The sequence below is a fragment of the Streptomyces misionensis genome (assembly GCF_900104815.1).
GTDB lineage: Bacteria > Actinomycetota > Actinomycetes > Streptomycetales > Streptomycetaceae > Streptomyces > Streptomyces misionensis.
In genome coordinates this window covers 4,000,047-4,019,429 of sequence record NZ_FNTD01000004.1, presented here as the reverse complement: position 1 = coordinate 4,019,429, position 19,383 = coordinate 4,000,047, and the positions used below count along the sequence as shown (strand labels likewise).

Here is a 19,383-nt window from a genome sequence, read left to right as displayed (position 1 = left end):
GGCGGTCTCAGCCGGTCTCAGCCGGTCTCAGGCGGGATAGCTCCAGCCGAGGTCCGCCAGCGCGCGGGCCCTGGCCTCCGCGACCGCGGCGCGGGCCGCGCGTTCGGCCGGGTCGGTGTGCGCGGACTGGCCGGTGGCCTGCCCCTCCCACTTGCGGTACAGCAGGCCGGCCTGAGCCGAGAACCACCCGCGGCTCACCGCGTCCAGCGCCAGCAGCAGCCCGGTGTCCTCGGACGCGGGCAGCGCCATCCAGCCGCCCAGCGCGGTCAGCAGCTCCCGGCGTACGCAGAGGGTCGCCGGATGGACCGGGGGCCGGAAGTCGTGCCGCTTCCAGTGGTCGAGCACGGCACCGCGCTCCAGCGGCCCCTCGTCGGGATCGCCGGGGAAGCCGGCCGTGGAGCCGTCGGGCAGCAGGTCGAGGACCCGGCAGGTCGTCCACCCGAGGGTGGGGTCCGCCGCCAGGGCGGCGAGATCGCGGGCGAGCGCGCCCGGGGTGAGCCGGTCGTCGGCGTCCAGGACCTTCACGCAGTCGCCCCGTGCGTGTGCCAGCGCGATCGTGCGCGCGACGCCCGGACCGCCCGGTCTGCCCTGGTGGAAGGAGACGCGCGGGTCGTCCGGGACGTGGGGGCGGACCGCGTCCGTCGTGCCGTCCTCCTGGATCACCCACTCCCACTGTGCGCCGCCGGGCAGCTCCTGGTCGCGCAGGGACGCCCAGGCCTGCGGCAGGAACCGGGCCGAGGGGGCGTGGACGGCGGTGACGACGGTGACAAGGGTGGCGCGCCGGCTCACGGCAGCACTCACCACCTTTCGGGACCTCTCCGGGATGTCGCGGCCATCGTCTCAGGCCGTCCCGGGCCCCTGGGAACGCGCGCTCGACCCCCGGCCGGGTGGGCCGGGGGTCTTCCGTGTCGACCATGCGTACGCAAGTCGCCGTGGTGTCGAAACGTCAGCGGTGCCGGGGAAAGAGAGGATCTCTCAGCGGGGGAGGGAGGATCTCTCAGCAGTCGAGCGGTGCGGAGGGCTGTCGGGCCACCGTCCGCTGTTCCGTCTGCTGTGTCTCGCGGGTCTTCTGGGTCTCACGGATCTCCAGTGGCGACTGGTCCTCGTCGAGGGGGCGGCGCCGGCAGCTCGGGGACTTTCCGTGGGCCTCGGCCCGGATCCGCTGTTTCATCGTGGGGGGCAGGGCCCGGGAGGAGGGCCAGGACCAGTGGCGTGGGGCCGGGATCGTCGGGACCGTCCGTGAGGCGGTCTCGGTACGCGGGCTCTCGGTGCGCGGCGCGGCGTTCGCGGTGGCGGCGGAGGCGCTCACGAGACCGAGCGCGGTGCACAGGGCGAGAAAGGCGGTGACGATGGCGGTCCACAGCTTCATGACCTTGTTCTGGTCCATTACCCCTCACTTTCGGGTTGGGCGATTTGCGTACTTTCCTCATGATGTGTATGAGGCTCGCGAAGTGGTGGACCGACGCTCGTGGCGCCGCGATGTTCAGATGAACACCACCCGGATGGCCGTAAGAAGGTCGGAAAACCCCTAAATCCCGGTGAGCGGGAGCGAAGGGGGAGCAAAGTGACGGTCCGTGGGGGTGCGGTCACCCTCCGGTCGGGATGCTGTCCGACCTGGCCTATTGCGCCCGCCGGGGCCCGAGTTGGGGCCGGACGCAGGTCACCGATCGATATCGGTCGGTGTGTATAGTCGGGCGCCAGAGGTCCCCTACGTCAAGGAAAGACGAGGTCGCGCGGTGTTGAAGAAGCTGCTCCTGGTCGCACTGGCCGCCATCGGCGGGCTCCTCGTGTACCGCCAGATCCAGGCGGATCGCGCCGAGCAGGACCTGTGGACGGAGGCGACTGACTCCGTGCCCACCGGTTCGTGAGTCCGATCCCAGAGTTTGAGGCAGACCCCGGCCGCCGCTCGCGGTCGGGGTCTTCGCGTATCCGCTCCGCTTGCGGGCTCTCGGTGGGTGGTGTAGGCGTGGCCGCACCCCCCGGTGCGGGGCGCGGTGTTTCGGACGGTCTCGCGCATTGCCCGGATGGCGCAGTGGCTCCCGGGGCAGGATGGGCCACGGCCCGGCCGCCCACCGCGGCGGGCGGCCACCGGAAGGCCGTGACACAGGGGGTGCACTCGTGCGGCGGCACAGGCGTACGGCGTGGGGGCGCTACCGCGCTCCTCTGACGGCCGCGATCCTGGCACTGGGGCTGTGCGGCACCGGCGCGTTCCCCGCGGCCGCCGCCGACGCCCCCGGCTACGCCTTCTCCCCCGGCGCCCGCACGGTCGAGGGCGCGACCGGCACCGCCGACGCCCCGCGGCTCGACGCCGGCCGGGTCTACCGGGGCTCCCTGCCCGAGCACGGCCGCCTCACCTACGACCTCCACCTCGCCGAGGCGGACGCCGACGCCACGGCCTACGTCCCCGTCACCGCCGTACCGCCCCCGGACGCCACCGTCACCGCCACCGACGGCATCCGGGTGTCCGTCCGGGACGCGCACGGCACGGCCTGCTCCTACGCCACCGCCCGCTTCGGCGCCGCGCTCAGCCCGCACCCGGTCACCGCCCTCGGCAAGCGCGAGGCGGGCAAGGCGCTGTGCCAGGGCGCGGGGACCTACTCCGTGCTGGTCGAACGCCTCGACACCGGGAGCGCCGGCACCGGGTCGGCGGGGCGCTGGGACCTGGAGATCGCGCCCGTCCTCGAACCCCGGCTCAGCGCGCCAGGGCCCAGCGAGGCGCCCGGGGCCTGGGACTCCGCCACCCCCGAGCCGCTCGCCGGCGCCCCCCGGGACCTGCCCGGCGGCGCGGGCTTCACCGCGGCCCGCCCGCTGGGCCAGGGGGTCTGGCGGACCGCCCTGGTGCCCGGCCAGACCCAGTTCTACAAGGTGCCGCTGGACTGGGGCCGCCGGGTGCGGGCCACCGCCGAACTGGGCGGCGCCCAGGGGCACGGGTACGTCGGCGGCGCCCTGGACCTCGCCCTGTACAACCCCGTGCGCGGCCTGGCCGACGACGCCTCCCTCGGCTACACCGGTGTGCGCAGGCCCGTCTCCCTCGTCCCGCTCCCGCCGGTCGAGTACGCCAACCGGTACGCCGCGCCCGCCGCGGTCACCGCGCTGCGCTTCGCCGGCGACTACTACCTGGTGCTGCACCTCAGCGACCGGCTCGGCGGCACGTTCGGGCGCGGGCCGTACGACGTGACGCTGCGGGTCCGCGTGGACGGCCGGGCGCACGCCGGGCCGGGGTACGCCGGGCGGCCGGTGCCGGACGGCGTCTTCACGGCCGCGGAGCGGGGCGCGGTGGTGGCGCCCGTTCCCGTGGCGGGGGGCTCCGGGGGCGACGGGACCGCGCTGACGCTCGTCGCGGTCGGCGGGTTCGGTCTGGGGACCGCGTCGCTGCTGGTGCTCGGCGGGTGGACGGTGGCGGCCCGGCGGGCTCAGAGCCGGTTCAGGGCCCAGAAGCCCACCGCGTAGCAGGCCAGCGCGAGCAGCAGCAGGCAGACCACGGCCCCCGCCGGGGGACCGGGGCGGCGGGGGGCGCGCCGGGCGCGACGGCCGTGTGCGGGCGGGGTGCGGGGCGCGGCCGCGGCGGGCGCCGGGGCGGGTGCCGGGGCGGCGGTGTAGGCGGCGGTGACGCTGTCGCCGGGCGGTGCGGGGGGCGGAACGCGGGGAGCGGGGGCGGCGGCCGGCAGCGGCGGTGCGGTGGGGGGAGGCGGTGCGGACGGGAGCGGTGTGGAGCCGGTGGCCAGGGGTGGCGGGAGGCGGAAGCTCCCGGTGTCCGACAGGGAGCCGGTGCCGGTCGGCCCGGCCGGGGACCCGCTCGGATACCCGCTGTCGGTGCGCGGATCGGCGCCCGGGACGGCGACGGGCCGCCGGGTCCTCGACCTCTTGTTCTCCGGCCCGTCCGGCCCGAAGCCCTCGGGCAGTTCCGGGAGTTGGTCGAAGATCTCGATCGGCTCGTCGTCCAGGCCGCCGAGGTCCGGCAGGAGTTCCATGACCGGCGCGAGCCCTTTGCGCGCTCCGGTGGCGGTCTGGTACCGGGCCGCCGGATCGGGCTGGAGCAGCGCGGCGACGAACTCCCACAGGGGCGCGGGGATGTTCTTGGGCGCGCTCGGGGTACCGTGCTCGGTGAAGTACCGCACGAGTTCCTTGGCGTCGGGCTTGGCGCCTTCGAGGAGGTACAGGGCGACCAGGCCGACGGCGAACAGATCGGCCGTGAAGTCCGGGTCGGCCCCGGCGAGTTGTTCGGGGGCGAGGTAACCGGGCGTGCCCACCACGAGGTTGGTCTCGGTCAGCCGCGGCTCGCCGAACCGCATGGCGATGCCGAAGTCGGACAGCCGCAGCCGCGGCCGGCCGGTGCCGGTGGCTTCCAGGAGGATGTTGGCGGGCTTGATGTCGCGGTGCACGACGCCCTCGGCGTGCACGGCGGCGAGACCGGAGAGCAGCTGGTCCAGCAGGACGCAGACGAACGCCGGCGGCAGCGGGCCGTAGTCGTTGACCAGGCTGACCAGGGAGCCGCCGGCGACCAGGTCCATGGTGAACAGCACTTTGTCGTCGTCGGCGGCCCAGCTGGCCGGGGCGAGGACATGGGGATGGTCGATCCGCAGGGCCTGCTCGCGCACGAAGCGCAGCAGGGAGTGGGCGTCGCGCTGCTGGAGCACCTTGGCGGCCACATAGCGCCGCCGGCGGTGGTCCCAGACGCGCCATACGACACCCACGCCGCCGTGCCCGATCGGGTCGGCCAGCTCGTACCGGCCGGAGAACACCTCGCCCATGACTGCCGCAGCTCCTCCCCCTCGGGACCCCGCTTCCGCCCGGCCCCCCGAGCCGGGCGGGCGTTCAGTTCTGGTGGGACTGGTAGTGCGCGACCGCGTCGGAGGTGCGGCCGGCACCGTAGACGCGCAGGAACTCGGCGAGTTCGGGCTGGGTCGGGGCGAGGGCGTCCGCGGCCTCGATGATGTCGCTCGCGGCGGCCACCGAGCGCAGCAGCGACTGGATCTCCCGGACCACGCGCTTGACGGTGGGCGCGCCCGAACCGTTCGTCGACTGCACGGTGTTGCTCAGCACGGAGCCCCCCTGCGACTTCTTGATCTCGTCCATCCGCTCGGTCGCCTCGGCGGCGCTGACGCTGCCGTCCGCCACCTGCGCCGCCAGCTCCTGCAGCTGCTGTACCCGCTGGACCACCGCGGGATTGCCGATCTTCGCCCGCTGCCCGCTCATCAGCTGGGACAGCATCGGAGCGGACAGCCCCAGGACCGCCGCGAGACGGGCCTGATTGAGGCCGAGATCGTCGATCAGCTTACGGAAGAGCGCCCCCAACGGCTCCCCGTACCAGTTCCGCTGCAGCTCCCGCGCTCTGGCGGTGGCTTCCTGCTGTGCGGCGTCCATTGCGTCTCCCCATCGCTTCCCCTGAAAACCGCGGTTCGCTGTAGCGAACCACGCCGAGCATCTTACGGAGCGTGGTCATCCGCGGGGACCCCCAATCTTTTTGCGGGATACGGGGGGTGACCCGGTACTCTGGTCTGCGGCACCGGCGGGCGCACACCCCCTCCGGTCGGCCACACCCTTCCCGGGGCCTTAGCTCAGTTGGTAGAGCGCCGTCTTTGCATGGCGGATGTCAGGGGTTCGACTCCCCTAGGCTCCACTGTCGAGAACCCCCTGACCTGCGGAGACGCCGGTCAGGGGGTTCTTTGGCGTATGAGCGTGCACATGTCCTGTTTTGGGCCCTCGAGGATGTGTCGGGCCCGTCCCCGAGTGGAATCTCAACAACACGTCGGGGGAAATGGGGGACTTCGCATGGGGCGTGCGGTGCGCTGGGCGGTGGCGGTCGTGGCGGCCGTGGCCGTGTTCGTGCTGTGTGCGTGGCTCGTCAGAGTGGTGCCGTTCGAATGGCTTCCCTCGGACGACGGAGACCGGTGGGGTGTGGCGCTCGGATTCGCCGGGGCGGTCGCCGCCGCCGTCGGCGGGGCGGTCAACTGGTGGGCGGGACAGGGGGATACGGCATCTCCCGGGCGGCGGGTCAGGCAGACGGTCAGGGCCGGCGGGCGGGCCCGGGTGTACCAGGCGGGGCGTGATCTGCGGTCCGGGGGCGGCGGGGCGGCGGCCGGCGGGGGGACCGCCGGCGATGTCGTCCAGCGGGCCAGGGTCTCGGGAGATGCGCGGGTCTTCCAGGCCGGCCGGGACCAGGACGTCCGGAGGCGCGGTGGCCGGTAGGAGGAAATCCGGGCGGGGAGACCAGCGCACCCGGGCGTCGGGCAGCGCGAAGGTGCACCAGGCCGGCCGGGACATCGTCTACCACGGGTCCGTCACCTATCAGGACTCCGGATCGCGCGGACGGCAGGCGGTGTGGGCCGCCGGGTCCGTCCTGGGGCTGGCGGCGCTGGTGCTGGCGATCTTCTTCCTCACCCGGTCGGATCCGGGGCACGGTGCCTCGGCCTCCGCGTCCCTGTCGGCCCGGGTGTCCCCCACCGCCTCCTGCGACGGCGACGGCTGCCTGGGGGCGGATCCCGCCACCACCGTCTGCCAGAACGACGCGGGCACCGTCCTCACCGGCCGTGACTTCGGCGTCCTGGTCGAGCTGCGCTACAGCCCCCGCTGCCATGCCGCCTGGGCCAAGATGAGCGGCAGCTCGGAGGGCGACTGGATCCAGGTCTTCGGCCGGCACCAGGACCGCGAGGAGTACCGCCAGCAGTACGGCGCCGACGCCCACACCGCGATGGTGGGCGTGCGCGATGCCGGGCAGGCCCGCGCCTGCGCGCTGGTCGCGTCCCGCGGCACGGTGTGCGCCACCACGCCCGCGAGCCCCGGCCCCGGCCACAGCGCCGTTTCGACCGCTCCCCGCGGTCCGGGCGGGCGGTAGCCGGACGGCTGCGGTCGCAGGTCCGGGTGATTGCGGTGATCCTGTCAGAGAAGCGTGGCTTGCTCGCGGCCGCCGTGCGCCGGCGGCCGCGCCGCACAGGAAGGCGACGCCCATGACGTCGATATCCGACAAGTCGGAGCGCGGGCACGGGGGCCCCGGCCGTGAACGCACGCTCGACAGCGCGTCCCGGGCCGCCGGGGCCCTGCTGATGCTCAGCGGGCCGCTCAGCATTCTGATGGGCGCGGCCGGTATCGCGGAGGACAGCCTGTTCGCCACCTCGAACGGGTACGCCTACAACTTCCCCCTGACGGCGTGGGGCATCATCCACCTCGTCATCGGCATGGCGCTCACCGTCGCGGGCCTCGGTGTGCTGGCGGGCGCCAGCTGGGGCCGCGGGGCCGGTGTGGTGACGGCGGGCGTCAGCCTCATCACCCAGTTCATGTTCGTGCCGTTCTACCCGGGCTGGGCGATCCCGGTGATGGCCCTGGACCTGCTGATCCTGTTCGCCCTGACCAGGTCCCACATCGAGGCCGCCCGCTGACTCCCCGTTTCACGTGAAACGGGTCCGGGGCCGGAGCGAACACCCGCTTTCCGGCCCCGGGCCCGTTTCCGTGAGAAGCGTTCAGACCTGTCCGTCGCCGTCCGTGGTGGCGGTCCCCTCGGGGCCGCTGCCGTCCACCGAGCCGAGGCCACCCGGCTCGGGGACCTCCGTCGCGGCCGGCGGCTCGACCAGCCACTCGGGGTTGGCCTGGCGCTGCCACCACTTCCAGGCGGCGAAGGCGCCGCCCGCCACCAGGGCCGTCAGCCCCAGCAGCTTGGCGGCCCGGCCGGCCCGGCACCGGCGCGCCTTGCGTCGGGCGAGCTTCTGGATGTCCTTCGCGGAGACCTGGCCGCGCAGCGCGGCCAGCGCGGCGGCACCCCGGGCCGCGGCCTCGTCCGCCACCGGCCCGGCCGCGGCCATCGCGTGCTCGATCCGGGGACGTGAGTACTCGGCCGTCTGCCGGGCGGCCTTGCGGGCGCGACAGGCGGCCTCCTGCGCCGCCAGGTCCACCTTCGGCGGGACATAGGTGCGCCGGGCCTGTTCCAGACGCGGGGCGAGCCGGGCGTCGTACTGCACGCGGGCCTGTTCGGCGGCCTGCGACACCACGGGCGCCAGCCGTACGCGTGCCTCCTGCGCGTAATGCGCGGCACGCTCCTTGGCCGTGTCGGCGTAGGGCGCCACCACGTCCGCGGCGTGCAGCACGCTGTCCTTCGCCGAGCCGGTCGCGGCGCGCACGCTGTCAATGCGGGTCACGGGTTCCTCCTCCTCGGTGGCGTACGGTATTTCGACTTTCCACCCTTTTACGGATCATGCCTGCGAACGGCCCGGGCGGCATGTGCGGGCGCGCATATGGGTGCCGATCGCTCCTTCGGTTGGCCGACTGGCGCCGTGGTGGACCATACGTGCGAGGATCGGGGCGTCACAGGAAGACAACGGAAGGCAGATCGTGGCTGAGCAGCTTTACGCCACCCTGAAGACCAACCACGGCGACATCGAGGTCCGGCTGTTCCCGAACCACGCGCCCAAGACGGTCCGGAACTTTGTCGAGCTGGCCAAGGGCGAGCGCGAGTGGACTCACCCCGAGTCCGGCAAGAAGAGCAACGACCCGCTCTACGACGGCACGATCTTCCACCGTGTCATCAGCGGTTTCATGATCCAGGGCGGTGACCCGCTGGGCACCGGCATCGGCGGTCCGGGCTACAAGTTCGGGGACGAGTTCCACCCCGACCTGGCCTTCACCAAGCCCTACCTGCTCGCGATGGCCAACGCCGGCCCGGGCACCAACGGCTCGCAGTTCTTCATCACGGTCGCCCCGACGACCTGGCTGACCGGCAAGCACACCATCTTCGGTGAGGTCAGCACGGACGCCGGCAAGAAGGTCGTGGACGAGATCGCGGGCGTGAAGACCGGCCGCAACGACCGTCCGGTCCAGGACGTCGTCATCGAGTCGGTCGTCGTCGAGACCCGCGAGGGCTGAGCCCGCGCCGGGGCCGCCCACCGGGGGACCCGGTTCCCCCGGAACGCCCCACAGGGAACCAATCGCCCCGCTCGTCCGTAAGGATGAGCGGGGCGGGGTATGTGCCGGGTGAGCGCCACGAGGAGCGAGGGGATCATGGACCACGTCGCAAGCAGCGCACCGGACGCCCGGAGCGTGCCCGTGTGCTACCGGCACCCGGACCGTGAGACCGGCGTGCGCTGCACCCGCTGCGAGCGCCCCATCTGCCCCGAGTGCATGGTCAGCGCCTCCGTCGGCTTCCAGTGCCCCGAGTGCGTCCACGGCGGCGGCCCGGCCCCGAGCGGCGGGGAAGGCGGCGGTACGGCGCGCCCGATGGCCGCGGCCCGGCCGCGCACCATCGCCGGGGGCACCATGACGGCGGACCCCCGGCTGCTCACCAAGGTGCTGATCGGGATCAACCTCGCGGTGTTCCTGGTGCAGCTCGCCGTCGGCGAGAGCTTCACCCAGCGGTTCGAGCTGATCGGCCGGGCCTACACCCCCCTGCTGCCCGGGATACAGGGCATCGCCGAGGGCCAGTACTTCCGCCTGCTCACCGCCATGTTCCTGCACGGCGGGTACGCCCACATCCTGTTCAACATGCTCAGTCTGTGGTGGATCGGCGGTCCCCTGGAAGCGGCGCTCGGGCGCGCCCGCTATTTCGCCCTGTACGTCGTCTCGGGCCTGGCCGGCAGCGCGCTCACCTATCTGATCGCCGCGCCGAACCAGCCGTCGCTCGGCGCCTCCGGGGCGATCTTCGGCCTCTTCGGCGCCACCGGTGTGCTGATGCGCCGGCTCAACTACGATCTGCGGCCGCTCGTCGCCCTGCTGGTCGTCAACCTGATCATCACCTTCACCCCCGGCTTCAACATCGCCTGGGAGGCGCACGTCGGCGGCCTGGTCGCGGGCGTCGCCGCCGGGTACGCGATGGTGCACGCCCCGCGCCGCAACCGGGCGCTCGTCCAGTACGGCACCTGTGCGCTCGTGCTGGTGGTGGTGGCCGTTCTCACCCTGGTCAGAACGGGTCAGCTCACCTGACGCGGCACCGTTGTCCACAGCGGGTGGCGGATCTTGTGCATACGGTGTGGGATCAGCTGCGACCCTTACCGCTCGGATGAGTTTTCGCAGGTGACACGGGGTACGAACGGGTGTGTGGAAGCCGGTACGGCAGTCGTACCGGCGTCAACGCCCGATGAGTTATCCACAGATCGTAGTCTTTTCCCCAGGGGGATGTGGAAATCCTCAGGCCTGTGGATAACTCGGCGGAGAACCCGTGGGCAGAGCCCTTACTTCCACTGCGTGGAGACACCGAACCCGGCGGCGATGAAGCCGAAGCCGACCACGATGTTCCAGTTGTCCAGCGCGTCGATGGGCAGCGAGCCGTCGGTCACATAGAAGACGACGATCCAGGCCAGACCGATGACGAACATGGCCAGCATGACGGGGGCGACCCAGCCGCTGTTGTTCAGCTTGATCGCCGCGGCCTGCTTCGCCGGCGGCGGCGTGAAGTCGGCCTTCTTGCGGATACGTGACTTCGGCACGAGGGTCTCTCCTGTCGATGCGCTGCGTGGCCGCGCAGGTAATGGGTCGGGCTCGGGGCAGCGTACAAGGGGCCAACATGACGACTCTGTGTGCTCCCCCGGGCGTCCGTTAGCGTAGTGCTTCCGCGGCGCCGAAGGAGATAAGGGTACGTTGAGCAATTCTGCCGACTCCCCCGGTACGGGAGCAATGGGTTCCGGCCCCCGCCGCAGGCCACGGGTGCGCCCGGTGCGGATCCTCACTGCGGCCGTCTTCGCCCTGGCGGGCCTGATCTTCTTCACCAGCTTCGACACCGCCAGGGGCACCGACATCCGCCAGGACGGCTCCCTGCTGAAGCTGTCCGACCTGATCCAGCAGCGCAGCCGCAAGAACAAGGACATGGACGAGTCCAACGCCGCCCTGCGCGACGGCGTGGAGTCCCTGGCCGCGAGCGACGGCGGCAGCACCAAGGCCCAGGACCGGCGGCTCACCGGGCTGGAGAAGAGCGCCGGCACCGAGAAGCTCACCGGCAAGGCGGTCACCGTCACCCTCAACGACGCCCCGCCCAACGCCACCGCCAAGCTCCCCGGCTACCCCCCGCCGCAGCCCGACTACCTGGTCATCCACCAGCAGGACCTGCAAGCCGTGGTGAACGCCCTGTGGCAGGGCGGCGCCAAGGGGATCAAGGTCATGGACCAGCGGCTGATCTCCACCAGCGCGGTGCGCTGCGTCGGCAACACCCTGATCCTCCAGGGCCGGGTCTACTCCCCGCCGTACAAGATCACGGCGATCGGGGACCCGGGTCGGCTCCAGCGGGCCCTCGCGGACAGCAAGGCGATCCAGACCTACATGGTGTACGTCAACGTCTACGGCCTAGGCTGGAAAGTCACCGACGACGGCACGGTGACCCTTCCGGGTTACTCGGGCACCGTGGACCTGCACTACGCGAAGCCCGTGCGGTAGCCGTCCGCCGGGAGCCGCCACAACCCCGACCGACCACCTGTTTCGCGTATCGGATCGACAAAGGGCCTCACAAAACCGTCCCGGCCGGCATCCGGGTCGCCCACCCTGTCCACGGAAGTCCCGCCGCGCGCCCGGACTCCACCGAGCCCGTGGAGTCAGGCGAACCGGAGGCGCCGCGCCGCTAGTCTGGTGACGTACGGCGTGTGTCTGGTGCCGTAGGGACACGGAAGGGACGGCAAGGACGGCATGTACGGCTGGATCTGGCGGCATCTGCCGGGAAACGCATGGGTGAGGGCGCTGATCTCCGTCCTCCTGGTCCTCGCCGTGGTCTACGTCCTGTTCCAGTACGTCTTCCCGTGGGCCGAACCGCTGCTGCCCTTCAACGATGTGACGGTGGACAACCAGTGAGTGCGCGCATTCTCGTCGTGGACAACTACGACAGCTTCGTCTTCAACCTCGTCCAGTACCTGTACCAGCTGGGCGCCGAGTGCGAGGTGCTGCGCAACGACGAGGTGTCGACCGCGCACGCCCAGGACGGCTTCGACGGCGTCCTCCTCTCGCCCGGCCCGGGCACCCCGGAGCAGGCCGGCGTCTGCGTGGAGATGGTCCGCCACTGCGCGGCCACCGGGGTGCCGGTCTTCGGTGTGTGCCTCGGCATGCAGTCGATGCAGGTGGCGTACGGCGGCGTGGTGGACCGGGCGCCGGAACTGCTGCACGGCAAGACCTCGCCGGTCGAGCACGAGGGCAAGGGCGTCTTCGCCGGGCTGCCCTCGCCCTTCACCGCGACCCGCTACCACTCGCTGGCGGCCGAGCCCGCGACGGTCCCGGCCGAGCTGGAGGTGACCGCCCGCACGCACGACGGCATCATCATGGGCCTGCGCCACCGGGAACTCCCCGTCGAAGGCGTGCAGTTCCACCCGGAGTCGGTGCTCACCGAGCACGGGCACCGGATGCTGGCCAACTGGCTGGAGGAATGCGGCGACCAGGGTGCCGTGGCGAGGTCGGCGGGGCTCGCCCCGGTGGTGGGCAGGGCCACGGCGTGACCGCCCTGCGTCCCGAGCGCGAGGACGTGGACGGCGGCGGGCGGCCGTACGAGTCCCCCGTCGGTGCGCCCGGCGCGGTCCCCTTCGACGACGAGACGATGGCGCTGCGGGTCGCCGACCCGGCGTCCATGAGGGCGCGCAGGGGTCCTCTGGGGTCCTCTGGAGCCCCGTCGGCCCCTTCCGTCACCGGGCCCGCCCCCGGCGGTCGTGCGGGCCGCAGGAGGGCGGCCAAGCATCGCGGTGGGCGCCGTGGCGGGAACCGCGAGCCCGCCGCCTCCGGAAGACCGGCGCCGGGGCGGGCGGAGTCCGACCCGGACCGTCCGCCGAGCCGGGTGGAGGCCCGGCGGCGGGCGCGGCAGGCCAGGCCCGGTCCGGCGGTGGTCGCGAGCCGGGTGCTCGGCGAGGTGTTCATCACCACCGGCGTGCTGATGCTGCTGTTCGTCACCTACCAGCTGTGGTGGACCAACGTGCGGGCGCACGCGCAGGCCGGCAGCGAGGCCCACCAGCTCCAGGACGACTGGGCGAACGGCAGGCGCAACCCCGGGGTCTTCTCGCCCGGCCAGGGCTTCGCCATCCTGCACATCCCCAAGCTGGACGTGGTGGCGCCGATCGCGGAGGGCGTCAGCACCACCCGGGTGCTCGACAAGGGCATGGTCGGGCACTACGGCGAGGCGCCGCTGAAGACGGCGATGCCCGACGCGAAGACCGGCAACTTCGGGCTGGCCGCGCACCGCAACACCCATGGCGAGCCGTTCCGGTACATCAACCGGCTCACCCCCGGCGACCCGGTCGTGGTCGAGACCCAGGACACCTACTACGTCTACAAGGTGACGTCGACCCTGCCGGTCACCTCCCCGTCCAACACCAGCGTGCTGGACCCCGTACCCAGGGGCTCGGGCTTCACCAGGCCCGGCCGCTACATCACCCTGACCACCTGTACACCGGAGTTCACCAGCAAGTACCGGCTGATCGTCTGGGGCAAGATGGTCGAGGTTCGCCCCCGCAGCAAGGGCAAGCCGGACGCGCTCCTCGAGTAAGGGCTAGGACACTGTGGCAGCGACCGCCGACGAGAACGAAGCGACCGACGAAACCACTGCCGCGCCCGGACCGGAGCCCGCCGAGCGGCGCCGGCGCCCGGGCAGGATCGCGCAGGCCGTCAGCGTCTTCGGTGAACTGCTCATCACCCTGGGCGTGTTGCTCGGCCTGTTCGTCGTCTACTCGCTGTGGTGGACGAACGTGCTGGCGGACCGCAAGGCCGACCGGCAGGCCGACAAGGTGCGCCAGCACTGGGCGCAGCAGAAGGACTCGGGACCGGGCGCGCTGGACACCAAGGACGGCATCGGCTTCCTGCACGTGCCCGCGATGAAGAACGGCACGGTCCTGGTCGAGAAGGGCACCGGCACCGACGTCCTCAACGGCGGTGTGGCCGGTTACTACACCGACCCGGTCAAGGCCACGCTCCCGACGACCGGCAAGGAGGGCAACTTCGCCCTCGCCGCCCACCGCGACGGCCACGGCGCCAAGTTCCACAACATCGACAAGCTGGAGAAGGGCGACCCGATCGTCTTCGAGACCCGGGACGACTGGTACGTCTACAAGGTCTTCGCGATCCTTCCGGAGACCTCGAAGTACGACATCGGCGTGGTCGACCCGGTTCCCGAGGAGTCCGGCAGGAAGAAGCCCGGCCACTACATCACGCTGACCACCTGCACGCCCGTCTACACCTCGCGTTACCGCTACGTCGTCTGGGGCGAACTGGTCCGGGTGCAGAAGGTCGACGGCAAGCGCACCCCGCCCGCGGAACTGCGCTGAACAACCGGGAAACGAGCGGGCCCCCGCCGGACGATTCCGGCGGGGGCCCGCTCGTTCACGCGCGCGCGGCGATCAGCCGTGCAGGCCGCCGAAGAAGTTGGCGCCGTTGTCGTTGCCGTTGCCGTTGTTGCCCGGGCCGCCGCCGATGGTGACCACGTCGATGGCCTGGCCCTGGTTCACCTGGGTGCCCGGCGGCGGGTTGGAGCTGACGACCATCGCGTTGTCGTCGCCGCCGTTCTGGACGTTGCCGAGCTGCAGACCCGCCTGCTGGAGCATCTGCTTGACCTGCCCGAGCTTCTTGCCCACGATGCCCGGGACCTGGACCTGGCTGGGCTGCTGGGCCTTGCCGACGTTGATCGCGACGGGCGTGTTCTTGGAGACCTGCTGCCCGGCCGGCGGGTTGGTCGACAGGACCTTGCCGTTGTCGTCCGGGTTGTCGGTGGGCTGGTCGTTGCAGCTCGGCACCAGGCCCATGCCCTGGAGCTCGGCCTTGGCCTCGTCACAGGACTTGCCGACGACGTCGCTCGGGATGGTCACCTTCTCCTCCGCCTTGGCGACGGTGAGGGTGATCGTGGTGCCCTTCTGCTTGCTGCTGCCGCCCTCGGGGTCCTGAGCGGTGACGACGCCCGGTGTCTGGGTGGACACCTCGTCCTTGCGTTCGACGTTGAAGCCCTTGTCCTTGAGCTGGGTCTCCGCCTGGTCGAACTGGATGCCGCGGACGTCGGGCACGGTCACCTTGGGGGCGCCCGTGGAGATCACCAGGTGGATGGTGGTGTTCTTGTCCACCTGGGTGCCCTTGGCCGGGTCCTGCGAGCACACGAGGCCCTTGGGCTGGCTCTCGCAGGGCTTGCGGTCGGTGACGTCGACCTTCAGATCGACGTTGGCGGCGGTGTCGGCGGCCTGCTTCTCGGTCTCGCCGACGAGGTTGGGCGCGGCGAGCTTGCCGTCCCCGCCGTGCCCGCTGAACGCGTACTTGCCGATCAGGATGGCGCCGATCAGCACCAGCACACCGGCGACGATCAGCAGGATCGTGGAGGTGTTCTTCTTCTTCGGCTGCTGGCGGCGCCGGTCGGGACGGTCGTCGTAGCCGAAGCCGCCGTCGTCCGGGCCCATCGGCGGGAGCATGGTGGTGGCCGCCGCCTGCGCTTCCGGGCGCAGCGCCGCCGTCGCCTGGTCGTCGCCGTATCCGGCGTAGCCGACCGCGCCCATCGCGGCCGTGGCGCCGACCGGCTGGCCGTCCAGGCACGCCTCGATGTCGGCGCGCATCTCGTCGGCCGACTGGTAGCGGTAGTCGGGGTCCTTGACCAGCGCCTTGAGGACGATCGCGTCCATCTCGGGGGTGATCTCGGGATCGAAGACCGAGGGCGGCTGGGGCTCCTCGCGGACGTGCTGGTAGGCCACGGCCACCGGGGAGTCGCCGACGAAGGGCGGGCGGACGGTCAGCAGCTCGTAGAGGAGGCAGCCCGTGGAGTAGAGGTCGGAACGGGCGTCCACCTGCTCGCCCTTGGCCTGCTCGGGCGAGAGGTACTGGGCCGTGCCGATGACCGCCGCGGTCTGCGTCATCGTCATGCCGGCGTCGCCCATCGCGCGGGCGATGCCGAAGTCCATCACCTTGACCTGACCGCCCCGGGTCAGCATCACGTTGGCCGGCTTGATGTCGCGGTGGACGATGCCGCTGCGGTGCGCGTACTCCAGGCCCTGGAGGATGCCGATGGTCATCTCCATGGCGCGCTCGGGCAGCAGCTTGCGCCCCGAGTGCAGCAGCTCGCGCAGGGTGGAACCGTCGACGTACTCCATCACGATGTACGGGATGGAGACCCCGTCGATGTAGTCCTCGCCCGTGTCGTAGACCGCGACGATCGCAGGATGGTTGAGCGAGGCGGCCGACTGGGCCTCCCGGCGGAACCGGGCCTGGAAGGACGGGTCGCGCGCGAGGTCGGCGCGCAGCGTCTTCACCGCCACGGTGCGGCCGAGCCTGGTGTCATGCGCGAGGTAGACCTCCGCCATGCCACCACGGCCGAGCACCTGGCCCAGCTCGTACCGGCCGCCGAGGCGACGCGGCTCTTCCATAGCTACCTACCAGCCCTCTCCGTCGGTCTCGGCCGACACATCGCTGTGCGCCGAGGCTGCCGTCCGGGCCTACGGTACCCGGCTCCCTTTGTATGACCTGGCCAAGTCCGGAACCCGATATCGGACCGGTATCGCAACGTGCGTCGATGTGAAGGCGCTGTGATGGGGGTCACTTCTTGGAGTTGATGACCGCCTCCATCACGTTCTTCGCGATCGGCGCGGCCAGGCCGCCACCGGAGATGTCGTCACGGTTGGCCTGCTCGTCCTCGACGACCACCGCCACGGCGACCGGCGAGCTGCCGTCGGGGAGCTTGGCGTAGGAGATGAACCACGCGTACGGGTTGGCGCTGTTGGCCACACCGTGCTGGGCGGTACCGGTCTTGCCGCCGACGGTGACGCCGGGGATCTTGGCAGTGGTACCGGTGCCCTTGTCGACCACGGTCTCCATCATCGACTGGAGGATCTGCGCGTTCTGCGGCGACAACGGCCGGCTCATCTCCTGCGGCTTGGTCTTCTCCACCGGGTCGAGGTTGGAGGCCTCCAGCTCGTCCACCATGTACGGCTTCATCAGCTTGCCGTCGTTGGCGACCGCCGAGGCGACCATCGCCATCTGGAGCGGGGTCGCGGCGGTGTTGTACTGGCCGATGGAGGACAGCGCGGTCTGCGAGGTGTTCATGTCCTTGGAGAACACCGAGGCGTTGGAGCGCACCGGGGTGAACTGCTCCGCGTCGAAGCCGAACTTCTTCGCCTCCTCCAGCATCTTGTCGTTGCCGAGGTCGGCGCCGATCTTGCCGAAGACGGTGTTGCAGGAGTACTGGAGCGCGACCCGCATGGTGGCGTTCTTGCAGGGGATGTTGCCCTCGTTGGGCAGCGGCCGCGTGGTGCCCGGCATGATCCAGGGCAGCGGGGAGTCGGTCGGCTGGTCCGCGGAGGTGTACTTGCCGTTCTCCAGCGCCGCCGCCGCGGTGACCACCTTGAAGGTCGAGCCCGGCGGGTAGGTCTCGCGCAGCGCCCGGTTGAGCGTCGGGTCGGCCGGGTTGTTCTCCTTCAGCAGCTTGTTCCTGGCCGCGGCGTCCGCGTCGGTGTTGCCCGCGAAGGACGAGGGGTCGTACGACGGGAAGGAGGCCAGCGCCAGGATCTTGCCGGTGGACGGCTCCAGCGCGACGACCGCGCCCTTGCCGCCCTGCTTCTTGAGACCGTCGTACGCGGCCTTCTGCGCGGCGCCGTTGAGGGTGGTGACGACGTTGCCGCCCTGCTTCGGCTTGCCCGTGATCATGTCCAGGGTGTTGCGGAAGAAGAGCCGGTCGTCGTTGCCGGTGAGGATGTCGTCGTCCAGGTTCTCCAGCTGGGTGCCGCCGAAGGCCTGGGAGGAGTAGCCGGTCACCGGGGCCCACATGGGCCCGTCCTTGTAGGTGCGCTTGTACTTGAAGTCGCCGTGCTTGACCTCGGTCGAGCCGGTGATCGGGTTGCCGTCCACGATGATGTCGCCGCGCGGCGCGGCGTACCGCTCGATGGCGACCCGGCGGTTGAGCGGGTCGGTGCGCAGGCTGTCCGCCTTGACGTACTGGAGGTAGTTGTCGCGGACGAGCAGGGCCAGGACGAGCAGACCGCAGAAGATCGCGATCCGGCGCAGGGGCTTGTTCATGACGGGCGGACCACCTGGGTCATCTCGGCGTCGGGGTTGGCAGCGGGGGCGGGCGCCGGGCGGCGGGCGGTGTCGCTGATGCGGATCAGGATGCCGATGAGCGCCCAGTTGGCGATCACGGACGAACCGCCGTACGCGAGGAACGGCATGGTCATACCGGTCAGCGGGATGAGGCCCATCACACCGCCGGCCACGACGAACACCTGGAGCGCGAAGGCGCCGGACAGGCCGATGGCCAGCAGCTTGCCGAACGGGTCGCGGGCGGCGAGGGCGGTGCGCACACCGCGTTCCGCGATCAGCCCGTAGATCAGCAGGATCGCCATGACGCCCGCCAGGCCCAGCTCCTCGCCGAAGGTGGCGAGGATGAAGTCGGAGTTGGCGGCGAACTTGATCAGTTCGGAGTGGCCCTGGCCCCAGCCGGTGCCGAGGGTGCCGCCGGAACCGAAGGCCCACAGCGCCTGCTGGAGCTGGTCGGAGTGGGCGATGCCGTCGTGGGTCACCATCCGGCTGAGCTTGTACTCGTGCATCGGGTTCAGCCAGGCCTGCACACGGGTCTGGATGTGCGGCTCGAAGCTCGCCACGCCGACAGCGCCGGCCGCGGACATCAGCAGACCGAAGACGATCCAGCTGGTCCGCTCGGTGGCGACGTACAGCATGATCACGAACATGCCGAAGAACAGCAGCGACGTACCGAGGTCGGTCTCGAAGACCAGGATCAGGATGGACATCGCCCAGACCACGAGGATCGGGCCGAGGTCGCGGCCGCGGGGCAGGTAGAGGCCCATGAAACGGCGGCTGGCGAGGGCCAGCGCGTCCCGCTTCACCATCAGGTAGCCGGCGAAGAAGATCGCCAGCACGATCTTGGCGAACTCGCCCGGCTGGATGCTGAAGCTGCCGATGTGGATCCAGATCTTGGCGCCGAAGACGTTGGTGCCCAGGCCCGGGACCAGCGGCAGCAGCAGCAGGAGCAGCGCGCACACCATGGAGATGTAGGTGTAGCGCTGGAGCGTGCGGTGGTCCTTGAGGAAGTACAGCACCGCCACGAACAGGGCGATGCCCATCGCCGTGTACATGAGCTGGTTGGTCGCCTTGCCGCCCGCGACATGGATCTGCTGGAGCGCCTTGGACTGGTCGAGCCGCCAGATGCAGACCAGACCGAGCCCGTTGAGCAGGGTGGCCAGCGGCAGCAGCAGCGGGTCGGCGTACGGCGCGAACTTCCGTACGACGAGATGGGCCACGCCGGCCAGCAGGCCGAGGCCCAGGCCGTAGCTCAGCAGCCCGGCGGGCACTTGGTCGTCGATGGCCAGGCCCACGTTGGCGTAGGCGAACACCGGGATGAGCACCGCGAAGATCAGCAGGGCCAGCTCGGTGTTGCGGCGGCTCGGCGCGCCGATCGCGCCGATGGTGGACGTGTGGTGCGTCGGCGAGTTAGTCGTACTGCTCATCGTGTGACAGGGCCTCTCA

Annotated in this window: 20 protein-coding genes and 1 tRNA gene; 12 read left to right on the top strand and 9 right to left on the bottom strand. The window is 71.2% G+C overall.

What is annotated here, in order from left to right; translation table 11 throughout:
- Positions 1-27 precede the first annotated feature (27 nt).
- Positions 28-801, bottom strand: a complete 774-nt coding sequence (locus BLW85_RS19845) for a glycosyltransferase (protein ID WP_244174887.1) — start codon at positions 799-801, stop codon at positions 28-30.
- A gap of 196 nt (positions 802-997) precedes the next feature.
- Positions 998-1,387 (bottom strand): DUF6344 domain-containing protein, encoded by a 390-nt coding sequence (locus BLW85_RS19840; RefSeq protein WP_070028898.1) that lies wholly within the window; start codon positions 1,385-1,387, stop codon positions 998-1,000.
- A gap of 352 nt (positions 1,388-1,739) precedes the next feature.
- Here BLW85_RS19840 and BLW85_RS40185 point away from each other — a divergent pair, with 352 nt between their 5' ends.
- Together BLW85_RS40185 and BLW85_RS19830 are read left to right on the top strand one after the other, a co-directional pair.
- Positions 1,740-1,868, top strand: a complete 129-nt coding sequence (locus BLW85_RS40185; RefSeq protein WP_003999697.1) for a DLW-39 family protein — start codon at positions 1,740-1,742, stop codon at positions 1,866-1,868.
- 250 nt (positions 1,869-2,118) lie between these two features.
- Positions 2,119-3,450 (top strand): hypothetical protein, encoded by a 1,332-nt coding sequence (locus BLW85_RS19830; RefSeq protein WP_074992753.1) that lies wholly within the window; start codon positions 2,119-2,121, stop codon positions 3,448-3,450.
- On the opposite strand, the gene BLW85_RS19825 is transcribed toward BLW85_RS19830, so the two are convergent.
- Together BLW85_RS19825 and BLW85_RS19820 are read right to left on the bottom strand one after the other, a co-directional pair.
- A complete protein-coding gene (locus BLW85_RS19825; protein ID WP_074992752.1) occupies positions 3,414-4,751 on the bottom strand; it encodes a serine/threonine-protein kinase in 1,338 nt (445 codons plus the stop codon). The genes BLW85_RS19830 and BLW85_RS19825 overlap by 37 nt on opposite strands.
- 64 nt (positions 4,752-4,815) lie before the next feature.
- Positions 4,816-5,364 (bottom strand): helix-turn-helix domain-containing protein, encoded by a 549-nt coding sequence (locus BLW85_RS19820; RefSeq protein ID WP_074992751.1) that lies wholly within the window; start codon positions 5,362-5,364, stop codon positions 4,816-4,818.
- Between the two features lie 183 nt (positions 5,365-5,547).
- On the opposite strand from BLW85_RS19820, the gene BLW85_RS19815 reads away from it, so the two are divergent.
- The 3 genes from BLW85_RS19815 (at position 5,548) to BLW85_RS19800 (ending at position 7,376) form a co-directional block, all read left to right on the top strand.
- Positions 5,548-5,620, top strand: a tRNA-Ala gene (locus tag BLW85_RS19815).
- Between the two features lie 558 nt (positions 5,621-6,178).
- Entirely contained in the window at positions 6,179-6,835 is a 657-nt protein-coding gene (locus BLW85_RS19805; RefSeq protein ID WP_167381420.1) for a DUF2690 domain-containing protein, read from the top strand.
- 112 nt (positions 6,836-6,947) lie between these two features.
- Positions 6,948-7,376, top strand: coding sequence for a DUF7144 family membrane protein (locus BLW85_RS19800; RefSeq protein ID WP_239697906.1), 429 nt, complete (start codon positions 6,948-6,950; stop codon positions 7,374-7,376).
- Between the two features lie 81 nt (positions 7,377-7,457).
- On the opposite strand, the gene BLW85_RS19795 is transcribed toward BLW85_RS19800, so the two are convergent.
- Entirely contained in the window at positions 7,458-8,129 is a 672-nt protein-coding gene (locus tag BLW85_RS19795) for a DUF5324 family protein (protein WP_070028910.1), read from the bottom strand.
- Positions 8,130-8,322: 193 nt separating this feature from the next.
- Between BLW85_RS19795 and BLW85_RS19790 the strand changes: the two genes are divergently transcribed.
- Both BLW85_RS19790 and BLW85_RS19785 read left to right on the top strand, forming a co-directional pair.
- A complete protein-coding gene (locus tag BLW85_RS19790; protein ID WP_074992748.1) occupies positions 8,323-8,853 on the top strand; it encodes a peptidylprolyl isomerase in 531 nt (176 codons plus the stop codon).
- Positions 8,854-8,988: 135 nt separating this feature from the next.
- A complete protein-coding gene (locus tag BLW85_RS19785) occupies positions 8,989-9,906 on the top strand; it encodes a rhomboid family intramembrane serine protease (RefSeq protein WP_074992747.1) in 918 nt (305 codons plus the stop codon).
- A gap of 248 nt (positions 9,907-10,154) precedes the next feature.
- Here the strand turns inward: BLW85_RS19785 and crgA are convergent, their stop codons facing one another.
- Complete coding sequence (gene crgA, locus BLW85_RS19780; RefSeq protein WP_070028916.1) at positions 10,155-10,409, bottom strand: cell division protein CrgA; 255 nt, start codon at positions 10,407-10,409, stop codon at positions 10,155-10,157.
- A gap of 151 nt (positions 10,410-10,560) precedes the next feature.
- On the opposite strand from crgA, the gene BLW85_RS19775 reads away from it, so the two are divergent.
- The 5 genes from BLW85_RS19775 (at position 10,561) to BLW85_RS19760 (ending at position 14,204) form a co-directional block, all read left to right on the top strand.
- The gene (locus BLW85_RS19775) at positions 10,561-11,349 is read left to right on the top strand and encodes a DUF881 domain-containing protein (protein WP_070028917.1); all 789 of its coding nucleotides are present in this window, start codon (positions 10,561-10,563) and stop codon (positions 11,347-11,349) included.
- Between the two features lie 246 nt (positions 11,350-11,595).
- Positions 11,596-11,757 (top strand): hypothetical protein, encoded by a 162-nt coding sequence (locus BLW85_RS38465; protein WP_107409144.1) that lies wholly within the window; start codon positions 11,596-11,598, stop codon positions 11,755-11,757.
- Positions 11,754-12,392, top strand: a complete 639-nt coding sequence (locus tag BLW85_RS19770; protein ID WP_070028919.1) for an aminodeoxychorismate/anthranilate synthase component II — start codon at positions 11,754-11,756, stop codon at positions 12,390-12,392. The genes BLW85_RS38465 and BLW85_RS19770 overlap by 4 nt, the downstream gene beginning before the upstream one ends.
- A complete protein-coding gene (locus BLW85_RS19765; protein ID WP_074992746.1) occupies positions 12,389-13,429 on the top strand; it encodes a class E sortase in 1,041 nt (346 codons plus the stop codon). Before BLW85_RS19770 ends, BLW85_RS19765 begins: the two co-directional genes overlap by 4 nt.
- Positions 13,430-13,442: 13 nt before the next feature.
- Entirely contained in the window at positions 13,443-14,204 is a 762-nt protein-coding gene (locus tag BLW85_RS19760; RefSeq protein ID WP_070028921.1) for a class E sortase, read from the top strand.
- Between the two features lie 72 nt (positions 14,205-14,276).
- Here the strand turns inward: BLW85_RS19760 and pknB are convergent, their stop codons facing one another.
- The 3 genes from pknB to BLW85_RS19740 form a co-directional block, all read right to left on the bottom strand.
- Positions 14,277-16,274: a Stk1 family PASTA domain-containing Ser/Thr kinase gene (pknB, locus tag BLW85_RS19755; protein ID WP_070028923.1), complete on the bottom strand. Its 1,998-nt coding sequence runs from the start codon at positions 16,272-16,274 to the stop codon at positions 14,277-14,279.
- Positions 16,275-16,443: 169 nt separating this feature from the next.
- Positions 16,444-17,919 (bottom strand): peptidoglycan D,D-transpeptidase FtsI family protein, encoded by a 1,476-nt coding sequence (locus tag BLW85_RS19745; protein WP_074992745.1) that lies wholly within the window; start codon positions 17,917-17,919, stop codon positions 16,444-16,446.
- Positions 17,916-19,364 (bottom strand): FtsW/RodA/SpoVE family cell cycle protein, encoded by a 1,449-nt coding sequence (locus BLW85_RS19740; protein WP_074992744.1) that lies wholly within the window; start codon positions 19,362-19,364, stop codon positions 17,916-17,918. Before BLW85_RS19740 ends, BLW85_RS19745 begins: the two co-directional genes overlap by 4 nt.
- Between the last annotated feature and the right edge of the window lie 19 nt (positions 19,365-19,383).